The 22,448-nt window shown below is 70.7% G+C and carries 20 protein-coding genes and 4 pseudogenes; 11 read left to right on the top strand and 13 right to left on the bottom strand.

Translation table 11 applies throughout. The features are described 5' to 3' along the window. Nucleotides 1–386: 386 nt before the first annotated feature. A pseudogene (locus tag ACWD4J_RS34810) lies at nt 387–1,574 on the top strand (MFS transporter); the annotation flags it as partial. Between the two features lie 602 nt (nt 1,575–2,176). On the opposite strand, the pseudogene ACWD4J_RS34805 reads toward ACWD4J_RS34810, so the two are convergent. The 3 genes and pseudogenes from ACWD4J_RS34805 to ACWD4J_RS34795 form a co-directional block, all read right to left on the bottom strand. Beyond that, nucleotides 2,177–2,356 (bottom strand): annotated as a pseudogene (locus tag ACWD4J_RS34805) (thioredoxin-disulfide reductase); the annotation flags it as partial. Continuing rightward, nucleotides 2,353–2,772, bottom strand: coding sequence for an arsenate reductase ArsC (locus ACWD4J_RS34800; RefSeq protein ID WP_451399488.1), 420 nt, complete (start codon nt 2,770–2,772; stop codon nt 2,353–2,355). The gene ACWD4J_RS34800 and the pseudogene ACWD4J_RS34805, both read right to left, overlap by 4 nt. A gap of 57 nt (nt 2,773–2,829) precedes the next feature. Next, on the bottom strand, nt 2,830–3,441 hold the full coding sequence (locus ACWD4J_RS34795) for an arsenate-mycothiol transferase ArsC (RefSeq protein ID WP_451399524.1): 612 nt from the start codon (nt 3,439–3,441) through the stop codon (nt 2,830–2,832). Nucleotides 3,442–3,567: 126 nt separating this feature from the next. Here ACWD4J_RS34795 and ACWD4J_RS34790 point away from each other — a divergent pair, with 126 nt between their 5' ends. The 3 genes and pseudogenes from ACWD4J_RS34790 to ACWD4J_RS34780 form a co-directional block, all read left to right on the top strand. Continuing rightward, a complete protein-coding gene (locus ACWD4J_RS34790; protein ID WP_451399487.1) occupies nt 3,568–3,876 on the top strand; it encodes an ArsR/SmtB family transcription factor in 309 nt (102 codons plus the stop codon). Then, nucleotides 3,873–4,964, top strand: a complete 1,092-nt coding sequence (gene arsB / locus ACWD4J_RS34785) for an ACR3 family arsenite efflux transporter (protein WP_451399486.1) — start codon at nt 3,873–3,875, stop codon at nt 4,962–4,964. The genes ACWD4J_RS34790 and arsB overlap by 4 nt, the downstream gene beginning before the upstream one ends. After that, nucleotides 4,961–5,083: pseudogene (locus ACWD4J_RS34780) on the top strand (FAD-dependent oxidoreductase); the annotation flags it as partial. The gene arsB and the pseudogene ACWD4J_RS34780, both read left to right, overlap by 4 nt. Before the next feature lie 32 nt (nt 5,084–5,115). On the opposite strand, the gene ACWD4J_RS34775 reads toward ACWD4J_RS34780, so the two are convergent. Both ACWD4J_RS34775 and ACWD4J_RS34770 read right to left on the bottom strand, forming a co-directional pair. Further along, nucleotides 5,116–5,622, bottom strand: coding sequence for an N-acetyltransferase family protein (locus ACWD4J_RS34775; RefSeq protein ID WP_451399485.1), 507 nt, complete (start codon nt 5,620–5,622; stop codon nt 5,116–5,118). 27 nt (nt 5,623–5,649) lie between these two features. Next, on the bottom strand, nt 5,650–6,021 hold the full coding sequence (locus ACWD4J_RS34770; protein WP_451399484.1) for an ArsR/SmtB family transcription factor: 372 nt from the start codon (nt 6,019–6,021) through the stop codon (nt 5,650–5,652). 79 nt (nt 6,022–6,100) lie between these two features. Between ACWD4J_RS34770 and ACWD4J_RS34765 the strand changes: the two genes are divergently transcribed. Further along, nucleotides 6,101–6,499: a Tn3 family transposase gene (locus ACWD4J_RS34765; RefSeq protein ID WP_451399523.1), complete on the top strand. Its 399-nt coding sequence runs from the start codon at nt 6,101–6,103 to the stop codon at nt 6,497–6,499. Between the two features lie 3 nt (nt 6,500–6,502). Here the strand turns inward: ACWD4J_RS34765 and ACWD4J_RS34760 are convergent, their stop codons facing one another. The 3 genes from ACWD4J_RS34760 to ACWD4J_RS34750 are packed head-to-tail and all read right to left on the bottom strand — an operon-like array spanning nt 6,503 to nt 7,833. After that, nucleotides 6,503–7,111: a sulfocyanin-like copper-binding protein gene (locus ACWD4J_RS34760; RefSeq protein WP_451399483.1), complete on the bottom strand. Its 609-nt coding sequence runs from the start codon at nt 7,109–7,111 to the stop codon at nt 6,503–6,505. Then, on the bottom strand, nt 7,108–7,386 hold the full coding sequence (locus ACWD4J_RS34755) for an SHOCT domain-containing protein (RefSeq protein ID WP_451399482.1): 279 nt from the start codon (nt 7,384–7,386) through the stop codon (nt 7,108–7,110). The genes ACWD4J_RS34760 and ACWD4J_RS34755 overlap by 4 nt, the downstream gene beginning before the upstream one ends. A 33-nt stretch (nt 7,387–7,419) precedes the next feature. Beyond that, nucleotides 7,420–7,833: an FAD-dependent oxidoreductase gene (locus ACWD4J_RS34750; RefSeq protein ID WP_451399522.1), complete on the bottom strand. Its 414-nt coding sequence runs from the start codon at nt 7,831–7,833 to the stop codon at nt 7,420–7,422. Between the two features lie 110 nt (nt 7,834–7,943). On the opposite strand from ACWD4J_RS34750, the gene ACWD4J_RS34745 reads away from it, so the two are divergent. The 4 genes and pseudogenes from ACWD4J_RS34745 to ACWD4J_RS34730 all read left to right on the top strand — a co-directional run bounded on the left by ACWD4J_RS34745 (nt 7,944) and on the right by ACWD4J_RS34730 (nt 11,904). Next, nucleotides 7,944–9,317, top strand: coding sequence for an NAD(P)-binding domain-containing protein (locus tag ACWD4J_RS34745; protein ID WP_451399481.1), 1,374 nt, complete (start codon nt 7,944–7,946; stop codon nt 9,315–9,317). Between the two features lie 28 nt (nt 9,318–9,345). Next, the gene (locus ACWD4J_RS34740) at nt 9,346–9,804 is read left to right on the top strand and encodes an ArsI/CadI family heavy metal resistance metalloenzyme (protein WP_451399480.1); all 459 of its coding nucleotides are present in this window, start codon (nt 9,346–9,348) and stop codon (nt 9,802–9,804) included. Nucleotides 9,805–9,927: 123 nt separating this feature from the next. Further along, nucleotides 9,928–10,281: pseudogene (locus tag ACWD4J_RS34735) on the top strand (MFS transporter); the annotation flags it as partial. 525 nt (nt 10,282–10,806) lie between these two features. Continuing rightward, nucleotides 10,807–11,904: a MerR family transcriptional regulator gene (locus ACWD4J_RS34730; protein ID WP_451399521.1), complete on the top strand. Its 1,098-nt coding sequence runs from the start codon at nt 10,807–10,809 to the stop codon at nt 11,902–11,904. A 426-nt stretch (nt 11,905–12,330) separates the two neighbouring features. On the opposite strand, the gene ACWD4J_RS34725 is transcribed toward ACWD4J_RS34730, so the two are convergent. Further along, nucleotides 12,331–13,839: a hypothetical protein gene (locus ACWD4J_RS34725; protein WP_451399479.1), complete on the bottom strand. Its 1,509-nt coding sequence runs from the start codon at nt 13,837–13,839 to the stop codon at nt 12,331–12,333. Between the two features lie 181 nt (nt 13,840–14,020). Between ACWD4J_RS34725 and ACWD4J_RS34720 the strand changes: the two genes are divergently transcribed. Together ACWD4J_RS34720 and ACWD4J_RS34715 are read left to right on the top strand one after the other, a co-directional pair. After that, complete coding sequence (locus ACWD4J_RS34720) at nt 14,021–15,037, top strand: MsnO8 family LLM class oxidoreductase (protein ID WP_451399478.1); 1,017 nt, start codon at nt 14,021–14,023, stop codon at nt 15,035–15,037. Between the two features lie 110 nt (nt 15,038–15,147). Next, a complete protein-coding gene (locus ACWD4J_RS34715; RefSeq protein ID WP_451399477.1) occupies nt 15,148–17,520 on the top strand; it encodes an ATP-binding cassette domain-containing protein in 2,373 nt (790 codons plus the stop codon). Between the two features lie 230 nt (nt 17,521–17,750). Here ACWD4J_RS34715 and ACWD4J_RS34710 read toward each other — a convergent pair whose 3' ends face one another. The 4 genes from ACWD4J_RS34710 to ACWD4J_RS34695 all read right to left on the bottom strand — a co-directional run bounded on the left by ACWD4J_RS34710 (nt 17,751) and on the right by ACWD4J_RS34695 (nt 22,447). After that, nucleotides 17,751–18,680 (bottom strand): lysophospholipid acyltransferase family protein, encoded by a 930-nt coding sequence (locus tag ACWD4J_RS34710; RefSeq protein WP_451399476.1) that lies wholly within the window; start codon nt 18,678–18,680, stop codon nt 17,751–17,753. Next, nucleotides 18,677–19,465, bottom strand: coding sequence for a GNAT family N-acetyltransferase (locus ACWD4J_RS34705; protein ID WP_451399475.1), 789 nt, complete (start codon nt 19,463–19,465; stop codon nt 18,677–18,679). Before ACWD4J_RS34705 ends, ACWD4J_RS34710 begins: the two co-directional genes overlap by 4 nt. 277 nt (nt 19,466–19,742) lie before the next feature. Then, on the bottom strand, nt 19,743–20,492 hold the full coding sequence (locus tag ACWD4J_RS34700; protein WP_451399474.1) for a succinate dehydrogenase/fumarate reductase iron-sulfur subunit: 750 nt from the start codon (nt 20,490–20,492) through the stop codon (nt 19,743–19,745). Then, entirely contained in the window at nt 20,489–22,447 is a 1,959-nt protein-coding gene (locus ACWD4J_RS34695; protein ID WP_451399473.1) for a fumarate reductase/succinate dehydrogenase flavoprotein subunit, read from the bottom strand. Before ACWD4J_RS34695 ends, ACWD4J_RS34700 begins: the two co-directional genes overlap by 4 nt. Nucleotide 22,448 lies beyond the last annotated feature (1 nt).

The raw sequence follows: 22,448 nt of genomic DNA, 5'->3' as shown, positions 1-22,448 counted from the left end.
TTGGAGTCGCCCCGGGTGGAGCCGAATAGCGCCGCCCTAGCCAGAGCAGGTGGTCATCGCGGCCGCCGTCCTCATCCTCCGGAAGTCCACCGGCCAGGACAACACCGCCCCCGAAAACGTCATCCCGCTCCACCCGTCCACCAGTTGAGCGGACTGGCTGCAGGCCCTCCGCTCGTTGTGACACGCCAGCAGGTTCGAACAAGCGGCTGAGCACAGAAATCCGTACGCGGTGGTGCATGAGGAATTCGTACGCGGCTGCGCACCTTCAGCGGTACGTCTCTCTCCTCCTCCAGGCGGGGCTGATGTTCTGAAGGGGTGCTCACGATTTTCCACAGGCGCTGGAAATCCCCTGAGTTGTTGTCAGTGCCGGCCTTTAGCGTCGTCTCATGACTTACCGCGACGTCGCCTCCAAACAGGTCCTGATCTGGGCCTGCACCACCATCGGCGCCCGCATGCCCGTGGCCATGGCCCCGCTGGCCCTGGTCTTCCTGGTGCGCGAGCGGCCGGGCGGCTACTCGCTGGGGGCGATCCTGGCGGCGGCCTACGTCATGGGTGAGATCGTCGGCGCCCCCGTCCTCGGGATGCGCCTGCGCCCCGACCGCGCCCGCGCTCACCTGGCCGTCGGCCTCGCGGCCGGGGCCGCCGCCTTCGCAGGGCTCGGGGTGTTCCCCGACGCGCACCCGACGGTCCTCGCCGGGCTCGCGTTTCTCGCCGGTGCCGCCCCGGCCGCCGCCACCGGTGGCCTGCGCACGCTGCTCACCGTGCTCGTCCCGGAACGTGCGGCGCCGCAGGCGCTGTCCGTCGAGTCGATACTGACGGCCGGCGTATGGGCTGTTTCCCCGGCCGCGGTCGCCGGCCTGGCCCTCGGCGTCGCACCGCCCGTCCCGCTGCTCCTCGCCGCCGCCCTGATGACGTCGTCGGTCGCGGCCCTGTGGCTTCTTCCAGCCGGCTGGGGCGCGGACGACACGGGCGGGGAGGGTCGGACGGGCGAGTCGCTGCTCCGACTGCTGACCGGCGCCTGGCCGGTGTACGTCATGGGCGCGGCCAGTCTGGCCCTGCTCGGGATGGCCGAACTCGTGCTGCCGGCCATGCTCGAACAGCGCGGCGTCGGCGTTGGCTGGTCCGGTCCGCTGCTGACGGGGATGGCGGTGGGCGGGGGGCTCGGTGCCTTCGTCCACGGTCTTCGCTCCTGGCCGGGGCGGTTGCCCACCCGCAGTGTGGTGCTGATGTGCGGGACGTCGGTCTGAGTGGCCCTCGCCGCGCTGATACCGGACACGGCCGGGATCGCCGTCGCGCTGGTCGTGGGGGGCACGCTCCAGTCGTGCGCGATGCTCACCCGCAACCTGTCCCTGCGCGAGGCACTTCCGCCGGGCGCTCTGGCCGCGGGCTACTCGGTGATGTACGCGGCGGCGGGTGCGGGTTACGCGGCGACGGGGTCGCTCGCCGGTGCCCTCCTCAAGGTGGTGGCACCGTCCACGGCCATCCTGGCCGGAGTCGGCCTCACCCTGGTGCTGACGGGCGTCGGCTGGTGGGGCGAGGTGCGCTGGGCCGGCCGTTCAGCGCCGGGAGCCGACACCGCCGTAACTTTCCGCTCCGCCAGAGGGTCCAGGCCGCTGCCCGCCTCCAGCACAGTGATCCGCCGCAGGCCCGGCTTCATATCCTCGATCATCCGGGTGACCGTGACGCCTTCCAGGACCCCGCGGACCCGGTCGCCGTCCCCATCGACCCGTTGGACCACGAACAGGTCGCGCACCTGGCGTCGCAGCGTGCGCTGCGCTCTCGCCACGATCCCCGGCCGCTCCAGCAGCAGATAGGGGCCCCAGCGCCACAGAGTGCGGCCTCGGGTCCCCGGCGGCCCAATGACAGCGACCGGAGGCACCCGGCCACCGGGCTGCAGGAGCACAACTGCAGTGCCGTCCTCCGGCTGGGAGGACATGTCCCAGTTCTCTTCGTGCAGGAACAGGTAGGCCAGTCGTATCTCGTCGCCCGGTACCCGGAACTGCCCGACGAATACCAATGGCTCACCGGTACCGGGATGCAGCGGCCAGGTCGGCTCGGATAACCACACCGGCTGCCCGCCGATACTTCGACACTGGATCGGTGACTGGCCCCTCCGGAGCGCGCAAGGACATCTGCAGTCGCGGCAGGAGCGCGGCATCGTAGGGACCTTTGGCCGGAAGCCGGGGAAGTTCTCCACCTCGGTCGTGGTGGTCAGCGAGCCGCCGACGAAGATGCTGCTGCCGAACAGCAGGGGCTTCAGCTGCGCGCGGGCGGCATACAGGGGCGGCGGTGTATCCGGGGGGCCGGAGCCGATGACGATGGCCTCGCGTATGCCCTTGTCCGTCACCGAGGTCACGCCTCCTGCTTGGCGTCGATCTCGGCGATCAGGGCCTCGATGCGGGACTTGATCTCGTCGCGGATCGGGCGGACGGCCTCGACGCCCTTGCCCGCCGGGTCCTCCAGGGCCCAGTCGAGGTACTTCTTGCCGGGGAAGATCGGGCAGGCGTCGCCGCAGCCCATGGTGATGACGTAGTCGGACGCGTGGACGGCCTCGGTGGTGAGGATCTTCGGCTTGGCCGCGGAGATGTCGATGCCGACTTCCTTCATGGCCTCGACCGCGGCGGGGTTGACCTGGTCGCCTGGGATGGAGCCGGCGGAGCGGACCTCGATCCGGTCGCCTGCGAGGTGGTTGAGGAATCCGGCGGCCATCTGCGAACGCCCGGCGTTGTGTACGCAGACGAACAGTACGGAGGCGAGCGGGCTGGAGGACATCAGTTCTTCCTTCGTAAGTGGATCAAGCAGGTTGTGCGGGATATGGGACCGGTGGGTTCAGGTGCTCGGCAGGGAGGCGAGCAGCTTGGTGACGTGGGCGTCGATCTCGTCGCGGATGCCGCGGACGAGCGGCGATCGGGCGCCCTCGGGGTCGGTGACGGGCCAGTCCAGGTATCGGCGGCCGGGCACGATGGGGCAGGCGTCGCCGCAGCCCATCGTGATGACGATGTCGGCGGCTTGGACGACCTCGTCGGTCAGCGGCTTGGGGAACGCGTCCATGAGGTCCACACCGGCCTCTGTCAGCACCTGGGCGACGGCGGGCTCGACTTCGGCGGCCGGGTGCGTGCCTGCGGAGGAGACGACCACGTGTCCTCCGGCTCGGTGCGCGAGGAGGGCGGCGGCCATCTGCGAGCGGCCGGCGTTGTGGCTGCACACGAACAGCACACGGGGCAGACCGCTACCGGGCGCGCCCTCGATGTGGGCGGGCGCGTCGAGCCGCTCGGTGGCCAGGTGCTCTGCCAGCACGACCAGGTGGGTGCGGACGCGGGCATGCTCGGCGAGACGTGCGTACGAGTCGGTCACGACGCCCTGGATGGTCTCGGGCGAGAAGTGGCCGCGGTGGCGAAGAGCCAGGCGGGCGATGCCGGCGGCGAGGCGGTCGTCGGGCAGGACAGGGGCGGGGACGCGGTCATGGGAATCCCCTTCGGGTCGTGGGCCCCAACGGATGTCGCGATGCGGTTCCCAAGGATCACTCCTGACTGGTATCAGTTCGGAGTGATGTGAGAGTATCAGTCCATGATGACGTCAGTCGACACTGACCTGCTCCGGGTTCTGGCCGACCCGCTCAGGCTCCAAATCGTGACCCTGCTCGCCCGCGAGACGCTGTGCACCACCCACCTCGTGGAGGAGACCGGTGCCCGGCAGACCAACCTCTCCAACCACCTGAGAGTGCTGCGCGAAGCCGGGGTCGTCGAGACGGAGCCGTGCGGCCGCTACACGTACTACAAGCTGCGCCCGGACGTCATCGCCTCGCTCGCCGGCCAGTTCGCCGACCTGGCCGAGTCCGCCCGTAACGCCGCCGACAACAAGAGGGCCTGCCCGTGACCCGCACCGAAGCACCCCCCACCGCCGAGGAGTCCTCGGTCGTCGCGAAGCTGTCGACGCTCGACCGTTTCCTCGCCGTCTGGATCGTGCTCGCCATGGCTCTCGGTCTCGGCCTCGGCAGACTCATCCCCGGCTTGAACGACGCCCTGGCCAAGGTCGAGATCGGCGGCATCTCCCTGCCGATCGCCATCGGCCTGCTGATCATGATGTATCCGGTCCTGGCCAAGGTCCGTTACGACAAGCTCGACGCCGTCACCGGCGACCAGAAGCTCATGGTGTCGTCGCTCGTCATCAACTGGATCGTCGGTCCGGCGGTCATGTTCGCGCTGGCCTGGATCTTCCTGCCCGACCTGCCCGAATACCGCACCGGCCTGATCATCGTCGGCCTGGCCCGCTGCATAGCCATGGTCATCATCTGGAACGACCTCGCCTGCGGCGACCGCGAAGCCGCAGCCGTCCTGGTGGCGCTGAACTCGGTGTTCCAGGTTCTGGCGTTCGGCCTGCTGGGCTGGTTCTACCTCGACCTGCTGCCCGGCTGGCTGGGCCTGGGTGATGGCGAGCAGCTGAACATCTCGATGTGGAAGATCGCGCTGAACGTGGTCATCTTCCTCGGTATCCCGCTGCTGGCCGGGTACCTCACCCGCCGCATCGGCGAGAACAAGCTCGGCCGTGAGGCGTACGAGCAGCGCTTCCTGCCGAAGATCGGCCCCTGGGCGCTGTACGGACTGCTGTTCACGATCGTCATCCTCTTCGCGCTGCAGGGTAAGACGATCACCTCGCAGCCGCTGGACGTGGCCCGGATCGCGCTGCCGCTGCTCGTGTACTTCGCGGTGATGTGGTTCGGCGTCTTCGCGCTCGGCAAGGCGATCGGCCTGGCCTACGACCGCACGGCGACCCTCGCGTTCACTGCGGCGGGCAACAACTTCGAACTGGCCATCGCGGTCGCGATTGCCACGTTCGGCGTCACGTCCGGCCAGGCTCTGTCCGGTGTCGTCGGCCCGCTGATCGAGGTGCCGGTCCTGGTCGCGCTGGTGTACGTGTCTCTGGCCTGGCGGCGGAAGTTCACCGCGGCGCAGCTGGGTTCATGACGCAGAGCGTGGATGTGGTGGTGGTCGGCGGCGGCCAGGCAGGGCTTGCCGCCGGCTACCACCTGCGCCGCCAGGGCCTGGAATTCGCGGTCCTGGACGCCGATGCGGCGCCGGGCGGCGGGAGTCTGGTGTCTGGGTGTGGACTCGCCGCCTACGTGATGGCGGGGCTGCGGCGCTCGACGAGGACGACGTCGCGCCAGGCGCCGTGGTGGCGGCCGATGCGCTCGCGGGTACCGATGACGCGGAAGCCTTGGTGCTGGTGCAGGGCGAGGCTGGCGGTGTTCTCGGGGAAGATCCCGGATTGGATGGTCCAGATCCCGGCCTGCTCGGTGGAGTCGATCAATGCCTTGAGGAGGGCGGAGGCGATGCCGCGGCCGCGGACGGCGGGGTGGACGTAGACGGAGTGCTCGACCACGCCCGCATACGCGCACCGGTCCGAGACGCGGCTCGCGGCGACCCAGCCCAGCACCGCCCCGTCCTCGTCGAGGGCGGCGAAGCGGTGCTCGGGCAGCTTCGCGGCGTCGAACGCCTCCCAGCTCGGCGCGTTGGTTTCGAAGGTGGCGTTGCCCTCGTCCATGCCCGCCTGGTAGATCGCCAGTACCTGGTCGGCGTGCTCCACCGCCAGCGGCACAACCACCGCCCTCGTTGCCCCGCTCACCGCTTTCCCCTTCTGTCCGTCCTGTCGTCAGGCAGCGGCCGGCATGGCCAGCAGCTTGCCCATTGCGGCGAGCACCGACGGCTCGACCCGGTAGTACACCCAGGTGCCGCGCCGCTCGGAGGTCAGCAATCCGGCCTCCTTCAGCTTCTTCAGGTGGTGGGACACCGTGGGCTGGGAGACGCCGACATCGGAGATGTCGCACACGCACGCCTCGCCGCCTTCGTGGGAGGCGACGGCGGAGAACAACCGCAGGCGGACCGGATCGCCGAGCGCCTTGAACATCCGCGCGGCCGTCTCGGCCTCCTCCGCGGTCATCGGGCGCTCGGCCAGCGGCGGGCAGCACGGCGCCACACCCTGACCGTCGGCTTCGAGCAGCGGCAGCACCTTGACATTCGACATGCGTCTATGTTGACACACGTCGAACCAGTGCGGCGAGGTCCGTCACCGGCGCGCGAGGTAGGCGGCCAGGCGCCGGGCCATCCGGTACCTCGCCGGCCCCGACCTGCGCCGCGAGATCCACGGCGGACTCCAGGTCGGGGAGAACTGGAACAGCGCGAACGCCGTCATCCGCCACGGCAAGGATGGCGCCTTGACCGGCCCGGACAAGGAACACCCCGAGACCTCGATGCTCGCCCTCCGTCTGCTCCACTCCGCGCTCGCGCACGTCAACACCCGGCTACTTCAGCAGGTCCTCGCCGGACCGGCCTGGGCGAAGAAGCTGTCCGATGAGGACCGGCGCGGGCCGACCGCGCCGTTCTGGTCGAACATCAGCCCTTACAGCGCCTTCCGCCTCGACATAGGCAGGAGGCTCGTTCTGCTGCCGGCCACCGCGCCCGGTCCCCGCCAGGCGGGCCAGGACATGGCCCCGGCGGTTTGAGCGTCACCGTGTGACGTCCAGTTCGGTGTACATCCCGGCGGCGTAGTGGCCGGGGAGGTTGCACACCAGCTCGTAGCGGCCGGGCGGGAGCGTCACCGTGGTCCAGGCCATGGCGCCGGAGGTGATGCCCTCGCCTTCCCCGGCGCCGCAGCTGCGCGAGGCTTCGCCCAGGCTTCCGGTTTCAGCGATGCGCCCCTGAGTACCGATGGGCCGCTCTCCGACGGCTTTGCCGGCTGGCAGCGGGAGCACGACGACCTCATGCGTGAGGGCTCCGGTGTTGAACACGCGCAGCGACACCGTGCCGGCAGGGACCGTGCTCGGGCTGGTCCGCAGCCACATCATGCCCATGCCCTGCCAGCCAGGGCCGCCGCTCCGGGTGTGACTGTAGGGGCCACCCATCATGGCGCCCATCATGTCGCCGACGGTCACGTCCACAACATGGCCTGGCAGTGCGGGCGGGCTGCACCGTGCGCCCGACGTCGTCCAGCCCGCCGGCGCGGGGTGGCGGAAGGCGCCGGTGGTGGCGAGCGTTGCCGTCGTCGCGATGCCCAGGACCAGGGCTGCCAGCGCCCCGGCGACGGTCCACCACATGCGGCGGCGGTTGGCGGTCACCGGTGCTCCCGCAGCAGCGCAAGGCGGCGTTCGTACTCGTCCTCGTCTATCTCCCCGCGGGCGAACCGCTCGGCGAGCAAGTCCTCCGCTCGCCGGCCTCCCCAGCCGGGCTCCCCGGAGGAGGAGGGCGGGCCGCCCTGGTGGCCGTGATGGCGGGCCGTGAGGTAGCGGACGAGCGCGACGATACCGGCGATCACCAGCGCCCAGAACAGCACCATGAAGATGGCCATGAAGAACCAACCGCCCCAGCCCCAGCCGCCGTCGTACCACATCATGCCGATCACCTTCCTCGGCTGGTGGGCAAAGCCTCACCTCCAGAATGCGTCACCGGAGGCCGCCAAGCCTTGCCTGCTCACACCCTCCCGCAGGGCAGAGGGCCGGAGAAGAGGCCGTTCGGGCCGCACTCGCCGACAACCGGCCCACGATCTTTGGCCGCGGTTGGGATACAGGTCGGCCCGGCCGCCGTTGCGAGCAGGCCATGGCCGCCAGCCGTGAAAGTGACCGCTTTCCGAGCGCGGCGCGGACCTTGTCCGAGACTGCCCAGGCCCGGCCCGAACTGGCAGCCGCCTGTCTCCTCGCTCGCGGCCATCTGAATGCCCGGATCCGGCCGTGCGGCCCGACGCCTCCAGCACCACCAGCCGAAGCCCGCGGCACTGCAGGGCATGGGCGGTGGCGAGTCCGGACTGTCCACCACCAATCACGACGACGTCGGCGTGCTCCATCTGCGATCCCCCATTGATTCGACGAATGTCTATGTTGACGCTCATCAATACAGGTGCCATGCTGGGCCCCGCAAGCCATCGACAGACGTCGAAACACGCAAGGAGTCGCCGTGAACGCGCCCGCCACCCCCGAGCTGCCCGTCATCGTGATCGGAGCCGGACCCGCCGGCCTGGCCGCCGCCGCCCACCTGACCAGCCGCGGCATCACCCCGCTGGTCCTGGAGGCCGGCACGGCCGCCGCAGCGGCGGTGCGCGACTGGTCGCACGTGCGCCTGTTCTCCACCTGGGGCGAAGTGGTCGACCCCATCGCCGAGAAGCTCCTCGCACCGACCGGCTGGACACACCCCGACCCGGCCACGTACCCCTCGGGCGGCGACTGGGCGGAGCAGTACCTGCAGCCGCTCGCCGACACCCTCGGCGAGCGCGTACGCCTGGGCGCCACCGTCACCGGCGTCTCCCGGGCCGGCCGCGACCGGATCGTCGACGCCGACCGAGCAGCCCAGCCCTTCGTCGTGCACGTCACCTACACCGACGGCCGCGAAGAGCGCATCTTCGCCCGCGCGGTCATCGACGCCTCCGGCACCTGGACCACCCCGTCCCCGGCAGGCGGCAGCGGACTGCCCGCGCTCGGCGAGAAGGCCGCGGCCGACCACATCACCTACCGCGTCCCCGACCTCAAGGACCCGGCTGTCCACGCCCGATACGCGGGCAAGCGCACCGCCGTGATCGGCTCCGGCGCCTCCGCCTTCACCGCGCTCGCCTACCTCGCCGACCTCGCCAAGTCCGACGACGGCACCGGAACAAAGGCGGTGTGGATCCTGCGCCGCGGCATCTCCGGCTCCACCTTCGGCGGCGGCACCGCCGACCAGCTGCCCGCCCGCGGCGCCCTCGGACTCGCCGCGAAGGCAGCCGTCGACGACCGCTACGCCGACGCGGTCACCGGCTTCCGCACCGAGGCAATCGAACGCGACAGTGACGGCCGGCTGGTGCTGGTGGGCGAGGACGGCCGACGCCTGGAACCGGTGGACGAGGTAATCGTGCTGACCGGGTTCCGGCCCGACCTGTCCTTCCTGTCCGAGGTCCGCCTGAACCTGGACGAGCGCCTCCAGGCCCCGGTCGAGCTCGCCCCCCTGATCGACCCCAACCAGCACTCCTGCGGCACCGTCTACCCACACGGCCACCGCGAGCTGGCCCACCCCGAACAGGACGTCTACCTGGTCGGCATGAAGTCCTACGGCCGCGCCCCGACGTTCCTGGCCATGACCGGGTATGAGCAGGTCCGCTCCGTCGTCGCCGCGATCGACGGCGACCTCGACTCCGCCGACCGCGTCGAACTCACCCTGCCCGAGACCGGCGTGTGCGGAGGCGCAGGCCTGTTCGACGCCTCCGACGCCGCCCAGGGCAGCCAGGACGGGGGCTGCTGCGCTGCCCCGGCCACCCTCCAGATCGGCATCGGCGCCCCGGCTACCTCCGGCGGCTGCTGAACCCCACACCCACACGAGGAGGTCCGTCATGTCCCGCGTACAACTCGCCCTCCGCGTCCCCGACCTGGACGCCTCCGTCGCCTTCTACAGCAAACTGTTCGGCACCGAGCCCGCGAAGCTCCGCGACGGCTACGCCAACTTCGCCATCGCAGAGCCCCCTCTCAAGCTCGTCCTGGTCCAGGGCGCGGCAGGTGAGGCAACGCGCATGGACCACCTCGGCGTCGAGGTCGAAAGCACCGAGGACGTCCACGCCGCCACCACCCGCCTGAGCCAGGCCGGCCTGGCCACCGACGTGGAGAACGACACCACCTGCTGCTACGCCCTCCAGGACAAGGTCTGGGTCCACGGCCCCGGCCAAGAGCCCTGGGAGGTCTACGTCGTCAAGGCCGACGCCGACACCCTGGCCAAGCAGCAGAACAGCACCTGCTGCGCGGGCCCCACCGAGGCCGACACCAAGCAAACGGCCGCCACAGGCGGCTGCTGCTGACCCACGATGGCCCACCTTCACACCAGCGGGGCCGTGACCGGGACGGGGGACCGGTCACGGCCCCGCGCCGCGCTGCCCGCACTGTGCGCCACCCAGATCACCAGCTGGGGAATCGTCCCAACCACCACCCGCACGGTCACCCTCATCGCCCTCGGCGGCGCCACCACCGCCGCACTCGCGCTCGCCCCCGGCCCGTATCCCCTGCTGGTCGACCTCTCCGTCGCGGCCGGCATGGCCCGCGGCAACCTCACCCTGCTCCAGGCCACCGCCATCACCGACCGCTGGAGCACCACCCACTACGGCCACCTGGCCGGACTCCTCACAGCTCCGGTGACCGCGGCGTCAGCTCCCGCCCCGTTCGCCGGTGCCGCTCTGGCTGAACCGCTCGGCGGCTACCCACACCTGTTCACCCTGCTGGCACTCGTCTCCGCCGCCGCCGCCCTCATCGCCGCTGTGGCCACAACGTCGAAACCATAGGAGCAGCAAGTCAGCCGCTTGCGGGGCCCCTCCAGCAGCACAGGCAGATGGCCCTGATGCCCGCGGCCGACGTCGGCGCGTCGTAATTCAGGCTCCGCACTTCTCCGAACTCTCCGGCCCAGGCGAGGTGCTTCCTCGCGCGTCACAGTTCCTTCCGCCGAGAAGGCAGGCCAAGCTCCATCGGCCCGCCAGGAGTCGCGGCGTCAATCTGGCTGATCTTGGACTGGGTCGCCGGCCAGGCTGACGCGGAGCCCTTCGATCTCGCCGAGCCAGCCTTCGCGTTCGGCCTCGGCGATGCGGGCCGATCAGGTTGTCGCGGATGTCGGCAAGTCGTATCCGCTGGGCCGGGTCCGGTCGATGGAGTGAGCGTCTGACACAAGCTTCTCTGAACTAGACCATCGCTCTGGCTTGCAGGAGTCGCCTCGGACCACCGCTTCGCGTTCGGCTCTTGCTGCCGTGAGTGAGGCTCTTGACCCTCACGTGGCGTCAGGCTGCATAGTCGGTGCCGTGGAGGATCACTGGACCGTGGGACACGTGGCCGAGCTGGCCGGCGTGAGCGTCCGCACGCTGCATCACTATGACGAGATCAGGCTCGTTCGGCCGTCGGCGCGGACCGCGGCCGGGTACCGGGCCTATTCGGCGGGCGACGTGGAGCGGTTGCGGGAGGTACTGGCCTATCGGCGGTTGGGCTTCGGGCTGCGGGAGGTTGCGGAACTGGTCGGCGACCCGTCCACCGATGCGGTCGCGCACCTGCGCCGACTGCGCGGCCTGCTGCTGGAGCGGCGTGATCGCGCTGACGCCATGGTGGCGGCCATCGACAGGGAACTTGAGGCACGGGCGAAGGGACTGGCGGTGACACCGGAGGAGCAACTGGAGATGCTCGGTGCACGGCTGTACGACGCGATCGGCGGTGCTTACACCGCGACGCGGCGTACCGAGCCGCGGATCGCCGCGCAGATCTGGGACGCGCTCGGGGACGCGCAGACGGTGCTGAACGTCGGGGCCGGTACCGGCTCCTACGAGCCTGCTGATCGCGACGTGACGGCGGTGGAGCCATCGGCGGTCATGCGGGGTCAGCGGCCTGCCGGCTCGGCGCCGTGCGTGGCCGCCGCCGCGGAGAGCCTGCCGTTCGAGGACCAGTCCTTCGACGTCGCGATGGCCGTCTCCACCGTTCACCACTGGGGGGACCCGATAGCGGGGCTGCGCGAGATGCGGCGCGTGGCCCGCCGCGTGGTGGTGCTCACGTTCGACACCGACGAGCCCGGATGGCAGGACCGGTTCTGGCTTACCCGCGACTACCTGCCCGAGTTCGCCGCCGTCCTCGCAGAATTTCCCTCGCTTGCCGGGATGGCCGACGCGATCGGCGCCCGCGCTGAGCCGGTGCCCATTCCGTGGGACTGCGCTGACGGCCTGTTCGAGGCGTACTGGCGCCGACCGAGGGCGTATCTGGAGGATCACGTGCGCCGTGCGATGTCGGTGTGGACGAGGGTCGGGCCGGAGGCCGAGCAGCGGGCGGTGCTAAGCCTCAGCGACGACCTCGACTCCGGCCGGTGGGCCGAGCGCAACAGCGACCTCGCCGACCTCGACGCGGCAGATCTCGGCCTCCGCCTGCTCATAGCTTGAACCGCGCCGCAGTGTCAGCGTCATGGCGGCTCCTGGACAGTCCGCCGGTCATGTGCGGCACTGGGCGGGCATGGCGCTGTTGACAGGACAGCGAGCAGCTTGTCCCGGATCTCCTCCAGGCGGGCGCGTTGGGCCGGGTCGGGTCGGAGGAGCGAGCAACGAACACAAGCGTGTGCATGAACACAAGGGCTTGAAAAGGCACGAGCGCAGATGCCGATGGGTACCTTGCGCTTCTCGAAGTGCGCGAGGAAAACGTCCGAGGAAAACGTCCCACCTTCAGCGCCACGGACAAGAACACCCAGAAGTCTTTTCGTAGCGGGTTGCGATGCCGCGCCACTGCTTCAAGCGATTGATGCACCGCTCGACCGTGTGCACGCAGTTACCGCCGCACCCCCACCCCCGCGACCGGCAACGACGCGCCACAGATCACGAACTGCAGCTGCCGTGTCGGTGCGAGCGCTTCCAGCGCCACGCGCCCAGGGCCGCGGCGAGGACGAGTATCGCGAGGACGATCGCCGCCGCCACGTAGTGGCCGGGAGTGGCCCAGGAGGGGCCCGGCCAGACTGCCACGGCTACCTTGGCGGTGTCATTGGCGGTCGTGGCGTCATGGCTGGGACGCCCGGCCTCGCCGTCGGAGACGGTGACTCGCCCACCGTGGTGGGCGACATCCTTGTCAATGCGGAGGGTGAAGGGGAAGGTCGTCGTGGTTCCCGAAGCTCCGGCCTTCGCCGTACACACGTACCGACGTGCCGTCGGCTGTTTCGCGGACGGAGCGGTCAGGGGCGTGCCCTCCGGGGCGAGAGCGCGGCAGTCCTGGTCAACCAGTTCCTCCTCTCTTTCGAAATCGTAGGGGGAGGACACGACGGTGGTGCCCGGCGGCACCGTGAACTCGATCCGCACCGAGGCGGGCAGCGCACCGGGACCGTCGTTGCGCACGCCGACGCGCACCGTGGCAAGGCTGCCGATCGGTCCTTTGGCGGTGCCGGCGACGGCGACCAAGTCGGTGTGGTTGTGCACCGATACCTTCAGTTCCGAAGAGCTTCTGTTCACCGTCCCCGCACCCCGGGCGTCGGCGGGTACCAGGCGGAGCGCGGATCCGTCGCCAGGTCTGTACTGCGACGCCAGCTGATCCGGGGGTACGTAGTCGGTCCCGAGGGCGGCGGCCTGGAACGAGACGCTGGGGTACGTGGCATCATGGCCGACCCTGAGGACTTCCCGCGCGCCGAGGCGGTAGGACGCGCCAGGGGGGATGACCACATCGGCAGCCGGCAGGCGGCACCACGTCGATGTGCTGCCCCGGTAACGGCAGTTGCTGTGCTTGTCGGTCGGCGCGAGGCCGTCTCGCGTGTCCATGAAGAGCGCGACTCCGCGGGCGGGCACGTCGCCGGTGTTGCGTATGGTCAGTGAGACGGCGAGGCTGCCGCCTGGGTCGACGTGGAGTCGATCGGGGTGTGCATCGACCACCAACGCCGGCCTGCCGATCACGATGAGGGAGCTTCCAGTGACGGTGGGCAGGCCGGGCGAGGTCACCCGATAGCGCAGCACCGCCGAGTCACCCGCCGTGGTGCCCTGCGCGGGACTGAGGTGGAAGTACTGGTGGTTCCCTCCCCGGGAGGCGTCCCCGTCCTGCCCCTTGCACTGGAAGACCGGCAGATGGACGGGACAGTCGTCCATCGCCGGTTTGATGATTGCGATGCCCTTCAGGTCGCCGGCGTCGAAGGTGACCGTGACGCGGGCGGCCTGCTTCTCCTCGATGTGCAACTTGGTGGTGCTGTGTGGATTGCGCGAGACGTAGAAGACCGATGGCGCGACAAGCTCAGGCCCGGAAGACGGCGCGCAGCCGACGAGGCCCGCCAGCACCGCGACCAGGAGAAGGATCGGCCCGACGGCCGCGCGGAATAGCTCGATTGGGGCGGCAGCTCTCTTTCGTCCCACCCTGAGACGGCACTTGGCTCCCTCACACGTGTCCACCGGGATCACTCTGCCAGGAGGACATCACGTCCGTGCATGCGTACTGACCCGCCTACGGGAACCCAGCCAGGGCCGATTGCGGGCGACCACGGGCATCCGGCGCGGCTGCGGGAATCCCCGCGCGGCCCATGCGTTGAACTGATGTGTGAGCTCAGTGACCGCATCGACCCGGTTCTCCGTTCTCGACCGTTCACGCATCCGCGAGGGGCACGACGGCCCGGCCGCGCTGCGTGACACGGTCCGCTTCGCACAGCTGGCGGAGGAGCTGGGCTACCACCGCTTCTGGGTCTCCGAGCACCACGGGGTGCCCGGCGTCGCGGGCTCCGCGCCCACGGTCCTGGCGGCCGCCGTCGCCGCGGCCACCCGCCGCATCCGGGTGGGCACCGGCGGCGTGATGCTGCCGAACCACCAACCGCTCGTGGTGGCCGAGCAGTTCGGCGTACTGGAGTCCCTGTTCGCCGGACGGATCGACATGGGACTGGGGCGCTCGGTCGGCTTCACGAGCGGTGTGCGCAGGGCGCTGGGCCGAGACAAGGACGATGCCGACGACTTCGCGGCGCACCTCGCCGAGCTGCTGAGCTGGTTCCGCGGCACTTCGCCGACCGGGGTGCACGCCCGCCCCTCGGAGGGCCTGACCGTACCGGCGTATGTGCTGGCGACCGGCGAGGGCGCCACCATCGCCGCCGAGGCGGGCCTGCCGCTGGTCATCGGCGACATCAGGGGACGTGAGCGGTTGCTCCGCGCGACCGACCGCTATCGGAACGCGTTCAGGCCGTCGTCGTGGGCGCGGGAGCCGTACGTGGTCGTATCGGGCACGATCGCCGTGGCCCGTACACCGGAGGCGGCCCGCCGTCTGCTGATGCCGGAGGCGTGGGCCATGGCGTACTCGCGCACGCACGGCACGTTTCCCCCGCTCGCCCCGGCCGAGCGCATCGAGACGCTGCCGATGACGGCGAAGGAGCGGACGTATTACGAGGCCGGGCTGGCCGGTCACATCCACGGCACCGAGGAGCAGGTCGCCGAGGAGCTGGAGGCGCTGATCAAGGAGAGCGGGGCACAGGAGGTACTGGTCACGACGAGCACGTATGACCGAAAGGGGCTGCTGGAGTCGTATCGGAGGCTGGCCGGCGTCGCGGGACTCGGACAGACCGGAGCGGCCTAGAATCGTGGGGTTTGCCCCCGCCAAGCAGTCACCCTGAGTAGTCGCCTCGGCCAGTCGCCCGAGCAGCCGCCCGGGCAGTCGCTCCCGATCAGCAGTACGGAGTCCCGTCCATGTCCCGCCGCCCCCACGATCCGCACGGCTCCGCGCCCGGCCCGCACGATCCCTTCGTGCGCGTCCGCGGTGCCCGTGAACACAACCTGCAAGGTGTGGACGTGGACATCCCGCGGGACGTACTGGCGGTCTTCACGGGCGTTTCCGGCTCCGGGAAGTCGTCGCTGGCGTTCGGGACGATCTACGCGGAGGCACAGCGGCGCTACTTCGAGTCGGTCGCCCCGTATGCGCGGCGGCTGATCCATCAGGTGGGTGCGCCCAAGGTCGGGGAGATCAGCGGGCTGCCGCCGGCCGTGTCGCTCCAGCAGCGCCGTTCGGCGCCCACGTCGCGGTCCTCCGTGGGCACGGTCACCACGCTGTCGAACTCGCTGCGGATGCTGTTCTCACGCGCGGGCGACTACCCGGCGGGCGCCGACCGTCTGGACTCGGACGCCTTCTCGCCGAACACCGCCGCCGGGGCCTGCCCGGACTGCCACGGCCTGGGCCTCGTCCACCGGACGACCGAGGAGCTCCTGGTCCCCGACCCGTCGCTGTCCATCCGCGAGGGCGCCATCGCCGCCTGGCCGGGCGCCTGGCAGGGCAAGAACCTGCGGGACGTACTGGACGCGCTCGGCCATGACGTCGACCGTCCCTGGCGGGAGCTGCCGCAGCAGGAGCGCGACTGGATCCTGTTCACGGACGAACAGCCGGTGGTCACCGTGCATCCGGTGCGTGACGCGGACCGCATCCAACGCCCCTACCAGGGGACGTACATGAGCGCCCGGCGCTATGTCATGAAGACTTTCTCCGACACCAAGAGCCCCACGCTGCGCGCCAAGGCCGAGCGTTTCCTGAGCAGCGCGCCGTGTCCGGTGTGCGGCGGCAGCCGGCTGCGGGCCGAGGCGATGGCCGTGACGTTCGCGGGGCGCACCATCGCCGAGCTGGCCCGGCTGCCGCTGTCGGAGCTGGCCACGGTACTCCGGGACGGAAGCCGCGCCGAGACCGCGCGGCTCCTCACCGACGACCTCCTGGCCCGCATCGCGACCGTCACGGAGCTGGGCCTCGGCTATCTGAGCCTGGACCGCGCCACGCCCACGCTGTCCGCGGGCGAGCTGCAGCGTCTGCGGCTCGCGACCCAGCTGCGCTCGGGCCTCTTCGGGGTCGTGTACGTCCTGGACGAACCGTCCGCGGGCCTGCATCCGGCGGACACCGAGGCCCTGCTCGGCGTGCTCGGCCGGCTGAAGGCCGCGGGCAACTCCGTCTTCGTCGTGGAACACCATCTCGATGTCGTACGCGATGCAGACTGGCTGGTGGATGTCGGTCCCCGTGCGGGCGAGCACGGGGGCCGGGTGCTGCACAGCGGCCCGGTGGCGGACCTGGAGGGGGTCGCGGAGTCGGCGACGGCTCGGTTCCTGTTCGACCGCTCCCCCGCCCCGGCCCGGCAGGTGCGGACGCCCCGCGGCTGGCTGAAGGTCGGCCCCGTCACCCGGCACAACCTGCGCGAGGTGACGGCCGAGCTCCCCCTGGGCGCGTTCACGGCGGTCACGGGTGTCTCCGGATCCGGGAAGTCGACGCTGATCGGCGAGGTCACGGACGAACTGGCGGGCGTGGAGCGTCTGGTGTGCGTCGACCAGAAGCCGATCGGCCGCACCCCTCGCTCCAACCTGGCGACGTACACGGGCCTCTTCGACGTCGTACGGAAGGTCTTCGCCGCCACCGACGAGGCGACGGCGCGGGGCTTCGGGGTCGGGCGTTTCTCGTTCAACGTGGCGGGCGGGCGCTGTGAGACCTGCCAGGGTGAGGGCTTCGTCTCGGTCGAGCTGCTCTTCCTCCCGAGCACGTACGCACCGTGCCCGGACTGCCAGGGGGCGCGCTACAACCCCGAGACGCTCGAGGTGACGCACAGCGGGCGGAACATCGCCGAGGTCCTCGACCTGACCGTCGAAGCCGCCGCGGACTTCTTCACGGACACGCCCGCCGTCGAGCGCAGCCTGCGGACACTGCTCGACGTCGGGCTCGGGTATCTGCGCCTCGGCCAGCCCGCGACGGAGCTGTCGGGCGGCGAAGCACAGCGGATCAAGCTGGCGAGCGAGCTGCAGCGGGTGCGCCGCGGCCACACGCTCTACCTCCTCGACGAGCCGACGACAGGGCTGCACCCGGCCGACGTCGAGGTCCTGATGCACCAGCTGCACGGCCTGGTCGACGCCGGGCACACGGTGGTGGTCGTCGAGCACGACATGTCGGTGGTGGCGGGTGCCGACTGGGTCGTGGATCTGGGTCCGGGCGGGGGCGACGAGGGCGGCCGTGTCGTGGCGGCGGGACCGCCGGGTGAGGTGGCGCGCGCCGCGGGCAGCCGCACGGCGGCTTATTTGTCTCGCGCGCTGGCGCTCTGAGGCGGGCGGGTAGCCGCGCCACCGCTGGTCCCTGGCGGCCGACCCGCCTGCGCCGCCGCGGACGCGGCGGCCTGGAGGTCACCGGGGTGGCAGTCCGGACAGCGGCAGAGCTGGTTCCGGGCGAAGCGCTCCGGCTACGGCTCCCGCGTGTGGGGCGGGCTCGCGTCCTTGTGTCGACGGGTGGGCAACGTACGAAGGTGCGGCCGAGTGGCTCAGCCGGCGAAGGCCCGTCAGAGGGCCTCCACCGCATGTTGGCGGGCGTGAGGTGTCTGGTCAGCTGGTGCGCGTATGCCAGGCCCCGATGCGCGGAGGTCCGCGTCGGCATGGGAGCGGGTGCCCGCACGCGGGCTGGGCTCTCGGCTGACTCCCTGTCCCGTCGCCGATTCGGCCGCGAGGGCGAGGCTTCGCCGGTCCGGGTGGGCGCCCGGTGCCAGGGGCAGGAGTACGGCCACCTCCGCGACGAGGCCGCGTGCCGAGGCGACGCGCCATAGGGAGGCGACGAGGCCGTCGTCCCCGACGAAGGCGGGCGCGGTGCTCGTGGTGTCCCCGTGCTGCCGGTAGCGGATACGGACCGGCTGGACGGGCACGCCGGCGTCCAGGGCGGCCTGGAAGACGGCGCGCCGGAAACGGCCCCGGGCCCGGCCGCACCAGGTGCTGCCCTCGGGGAAGGCCACCACCGCTGCTCCCCCGCGCAGGGCGGCGGCGATACGGGCGACCGTCTCCGGCAGGGCGCGCAGCCGGTCGCGTTCGATGAAGAGGGTGCCGCCGCGGGCGACCAGCGCGCCCGCCACCGGCCAGTCCCGGATCTCGGTCTTGGCGAGCATCCGGGCCGGGCGGACGGCGGCGAGCAGGGGTATGTCGAGCCAGGAGATGTGGTTCGCCACGAGCAGTACGCCGCCCGTGGGCGCCTCACCGCCTGTGATGGCTACGCGCACGCCCGCGGCACGTACGACCGCCCGGCACCACCCTCGGACGAGCCGGTCGCGCCGCGCCGGGGACAACCGCGCCCGCGCGACCAGCGGGAACAGGGCGATCCCGGGGAGCGCGACGGCCGCGACCGCCGCAAGGCGGAACACAGCGCGCGGTATGGCCGCCGCGGATCTCGCGGAGTCCACGCACGCCCCCGGGGTGCAGGGCGCGGTGGGCAGCCAGACGCTCACCAGGCCGGCGCGAGGGAGAGGAAGTGCCGCAGGTAGCGCGCGTTGACGCGGCTCATCGACAGCAGCACGTAGAAGTCGGCCACGCCGAAGTCCGGGTCGTGGGCGGGCTCGCCGCACACCCAGGCGCCGAGCCGGAGGTAGCCGCGCAGGAGCGGCGGCAGCTCGGCGTTCGCGGGCCGCGCCTGAGGCTCGTTCTGGCTCTTGGGGATCCAGGGCAGCAGCGGCCGGACCCGGCATTCCTCCGGCGAGAGGTGCTTGTCCCGCACGCGGTTCCAGGTGGCCGCGGCGAGCTCCCCGCCGTCGGCGAGCGGCACGGAGCAGCAGCCGGCCAGCCATTCGTGGCCGCCGTTGACCATGTAGCGGGCTATGCCGGCCCAGATGAGGCCGATGACGGTGCCGTCGCGGTGGTCGGGGTGGACACAGGAGCGGCCGACCTCGACGAGGCCTGAGCGGATCCGCGCGAGCTGACCTAGGTCGAACTCGCCCTCGGAGTACAGCCGTCCGGCGATCGCGGCGCGGTCGGGCGGCAGCAGGCGGTACGTGCCGACGATCTGTCCTGTGACGTTGTCGCGTACCAGCAGGTGGTCGCAGTACGCATCGAAGGCGTCGATGTCGTAGCCCGGCTCGGGAGACGCCAGCAGGGCGCCCATCTCGGTGGCGAAGACGTCGTGGCGCAGCCGCTGAGCGGCCCGGACCTCCGCCTCGTTGCGGGCGAGCGTGACGGTGTAGCGGACGCCCGGGGCGGACAGTGGCGCGGGGGTTTCGAGGGCGGGGACGGCAGTCATGGCTCTCTCCTGGTCACGGCCTGAACGGCAGGACGGCGGCAGGCCCGCGCGTGCGTGCCTGCGTACTCCTGTTGTCCCGGCGTCTGCTGGCGCGGACATGACCTACGGCAGGAGAGAGAGTGTGCGGTTGTTGAATGGCTGGCGGGGCGGCGGCTGAATCCGGCCCGCCAGGCTTGGCGGGACCGGGGCGAGGCCCCGAACATGCCTGGCGGGACCGGGGCTGAGCACCTGGCCCCGGTCCCGCCCGTCCACCCCTTGGTGGGCGAACGACCTACGGCTAGCGCTTGCCCGCCTTGCGGGTCGCGCGCAGCCACTCCTTGTTCATGCTGGTGATGGACATCAGAGGGATGCCCTTCGGGCAGGCGGTGGCGCACTCTCCGGTGAGGGTGCAGCCGCCGAAGCCCTCGTCGTCCATCTGGGCCACCATGTCCAGGACGCGGGACTCGCGCTCGGGCGCGCCCTGCGGCAGGACGTTCAGGTGGTTGATCTTGGCGGAGGTGAAGAGCATCGCCGCGCCGTTGGGGCAGGCGGCGACGCACGCGCCGCAGCCGATGCACTCGGCGTGCTCGAACGCGTAGTCGGCGTCCGGCTTGGGCACGGGCGTGGCGTGCGCCTCGGGCGCGGTGCCGGTCGGCGCGGTGATGTAGCCGCCCGCCTGGATGATCCGGTCGAACGCCGACCGGTCCACCACCAGGTCCTTGATGACCGGGAAGGCCGAGGCGCGCCACGGCTCGATGTCGATCGTGTCGCCGTCCTTGAAGGACCGCATGTGGAGCTGGCAGGTGGTGGTGCGCTCCGGGCCGTGCGCGTCGCCGTTGATGACGAGCGAGCACGCGCCGCAGATGCCCTCACGGCAGTCGTGGTCGAAGGCGACCGGGTCCTCGCCCTTGAGGATGAGCTCCTCGTTGAGGGTGTCGAGCATCTCGAGGAAGGACATGTCGGAGGAGATTCCGTCCACCTCGTACGTGGACATGGCGCCTTCGGCGTCGGCGTTCTTCTGCCGCCAGACGCGCAGGGTGAGCTTCATGCGTAGCTCCGCTGAGTGGGGTGGACGTACTCGAAGACCAGGTCTTCCTTGTGCAGGGTGGGAGCCGTGCCGGTGCCGGTGAACTCCCAGGCGGCGGCGTAGGAGAACTCGTCGTCCTTGCGGGCGGCCTCGCCGTCCGGGGTCTGGGACTCCTCGCGGAAGTGGCCGCCGCAGGATTCGGCGCGGTGCAGTGCGTCGAGGCACATGAGCTCGGCGAGCTCCAGGTAGTCGATGACGCGGTTGGCCTTCTCCAGCGACTGGTTGAACTCCTCGCCGGTCCCGGGCACCTTGATGCGGCGCCAGAATTCCTCGCGGATCTCGGGGATCCGCTCAAGAGCCTTGCGCAGGCCGGCGTCGGTGCGGGCCATGCCGCAGAACTCCCACATGAGCTCGCCGATCTCCCGGTGGAAGGAGTCGGGCGTGCGGTCGCCGTCGACGGCGAGCAGCTTCTCGAGCCGCTCCTTCGTCTCGCGGACGGTTTCGATGGCCGCCGGGTGGGTGTCGTCGACCTCGTCCTTGTGCGGGTTGCGGGCGAGGTAGTCGTTGATGGTGGACGGCAGCACGAAGTAGCCGTCGGCCAGGCCCTGCATCAGCGCGGACGCGCCGAGGCGGTTGGCGCCGTGGTCGGAGAAGTTGGCCTCGCCGATCGCGAACAGGCCGGGGATCGTGGTCTGCAGGTCGTAGTCGACCCACAGGCCGCCCATCGTGTAGTGCACGGCGGGGTAGATCCGCATCGGCACCTCGTACGGATCCTCGTCGGTGATCCGCTGGTACATGTCGAAGAGGTTGCCGTACTTGGCCTCGACGGCCTTGCGGCCCATGCGCTGGATGGCCTCGGCGAAGTCCAGGTACACGCCCTGGCCGCCGGGACCGACGCCGCGGCCCTCGTCGCACACGTTCTTCGCGGCGCGCGAGGCGATGTCGCGCGGCACCAGGTTGCCGAAGGACGGGTAGATGCGCTCCAGGTAGTAGTCGCGCTCGTCTTCGGGGATCTGGTTCGGCGGCCGGTCGTCGCCCTTGGCCTTGGGCACCCAGATGCGGCCGTCGTTGCGCAGCGACTCGCTCATCAGCGTCAGCTTCGACTGGTGGTCGCCGGTGCGCGGGATGCAGGTCGGGTGGATCTGCGTGAAGCAGGGGTTCGCGAAGTACGCGCCCTTGCGGTGCGCCCGCCAGATCGCGGTCGCGTTGGAGTTCATCGCGTTCGTCGACAGGTAGAAGACGTTGCCGTAGCCGCCGGAGGCGAGGACCACGGCGTCCGCGAAGTAGGTGTCGATCTTCCCGGTGACCAGGTCGCGGGCGACGATGCCGCGCGCCCGCCCGTCGACCATGATCAGGTCGAGCATCTCGGTGCGCGGATGCAGCTCGATGTTGCCGGCCGCGACCTGCCGCGACAGCGCCTGGTAGGCGCCGAGCAGCAGCTGCTGGCCCGTCTGGCCGCGGGCGTAGAAGGTACGGGAGACCTGCACGCCGCCGAAGGAGCGGTTGTCGAGCAGACCGCCGTACTCGCGGGCGAACGGAACGCCCTGCGCGACGCACTGGTCGATGATCTCGACGGAGATCTGCGCGAGCCGGTGCACGTTCGACTCGCGGGCGCGGAAGTCGCCGCCCTTGACCGTGTCGTAGAAGAGGCGGTGGACGGAGTCGCCATCGTTGCGGTAGTTCTTCGCCGCGTTGATGCCGCCCTGCGCGGCGACCGAGTGGGCGCGGCGCGGGGAGTCCTGGAAGCAGAACTGCACGACGTGGTAGCCCTGCTCGGCGAGCGTCGCGCCCGCGGAGCCGCCGGCGAGGCCGGTGCCGACAACGATGATCTTGTGCTTGCGCCGGTTGGCCGGGTTGACCAGCTTGGCCTCGAAGCGGCGGGTGTCCCAGCGCTCGTTGACGGGGCCCTTGGGCGCCTTGGTGTCGACGACCGGTTCCCCGGTCGCGTAGGCGGCGTATTCGGCGTACGAGGTCATA

Source organism: Streptomyces sp. NPDC002577 (genome assembly GCF_053594815.1).
This window is presented reverse-complemented; position numbering and strand designations above follow the sequence as displayed.

What these genes read in the sequence shown, in the direction of transcription:
- ACWD4J_RS34800 (WP_451399488.1), bottom strand. Translation starts at nt 2,772, where the DNA reads ATGTCCTCCAGCCCGCTCGCCTCCGTACTGTTCGTCTGCGTACACAAC.
- ACWD4J_RS34790 (WP_451399487.1), top strand. Translation starts at nt 3,568, where the DNA reads ATGATGACGTCAGTCGACACTGACCTGCTCCGGGTTCTGGCCGACCCG.
- ACWD4J_RS34770 (WP_451399484.1), bottom strand. Translation starts at nt 6,021, where the DNA reads ATGTCGAATGTCAAGGTGCTGCCGCTGCTCGAAGCCGACGGTCAGGGT.
- ACWD4J_RS34755 (WP_451399482.1), bottom strand. Translation starts at nt 7,386, where the DNA reads ATGATGTGGTACGACGGCGGCTGGGGCTGGGGCGGTTGGTTCTTCATG.
- ACWD4J_RS34750 (WP_451399522.1), bottom strand. Translation starts at nt 7,833, where the DNA reads ATGGAGCACGCCGACGTCGTCGTGATTGGTGGTGGACAGTCCGGACTC.
- ACWD4J_RS34740 (WP_451399480.1), top strand. Translation starts at nt 9,346, where the DNA reads ATGTCCCGCGTACAACTCGCCCTCCGCGTCCCCGACCTGGACGCCTCC.
- ACWD4J_RS34715 (WP_451399477.1), top strand. Translation starts at nt 15,148, where the DNA reads ATGTCCCGCCGCCCCCACGATCCGCACGGCTCCGCGCCCGGCCCGCAC.
- ACWD4J_RS34705 (WP_451399475.1), bottom strand. Translation starts at nt 19,465, where the DNA reads ATGACTGCCGTCCCCGCCCTCGAAACCCCCGCGCCACTGTCCGCCCCG.
- ACWD4J_RS34700 (WP_451399474.1), bottom strand. Translation starts at nt 20,492, where the DNA reads ATGAAGCTCACCCTGCGCGTCTGGCGGCAGAAGAACGCCGACGCCGAA.
- ACWD4J_RS34695 (WP_451399473.1), bottom strand. Translation starts at nt 22,447, where the DNA reads ATGACCTCGTACGCCGAATACGCCGCCTACGCGACCGGGGAACCGGTC.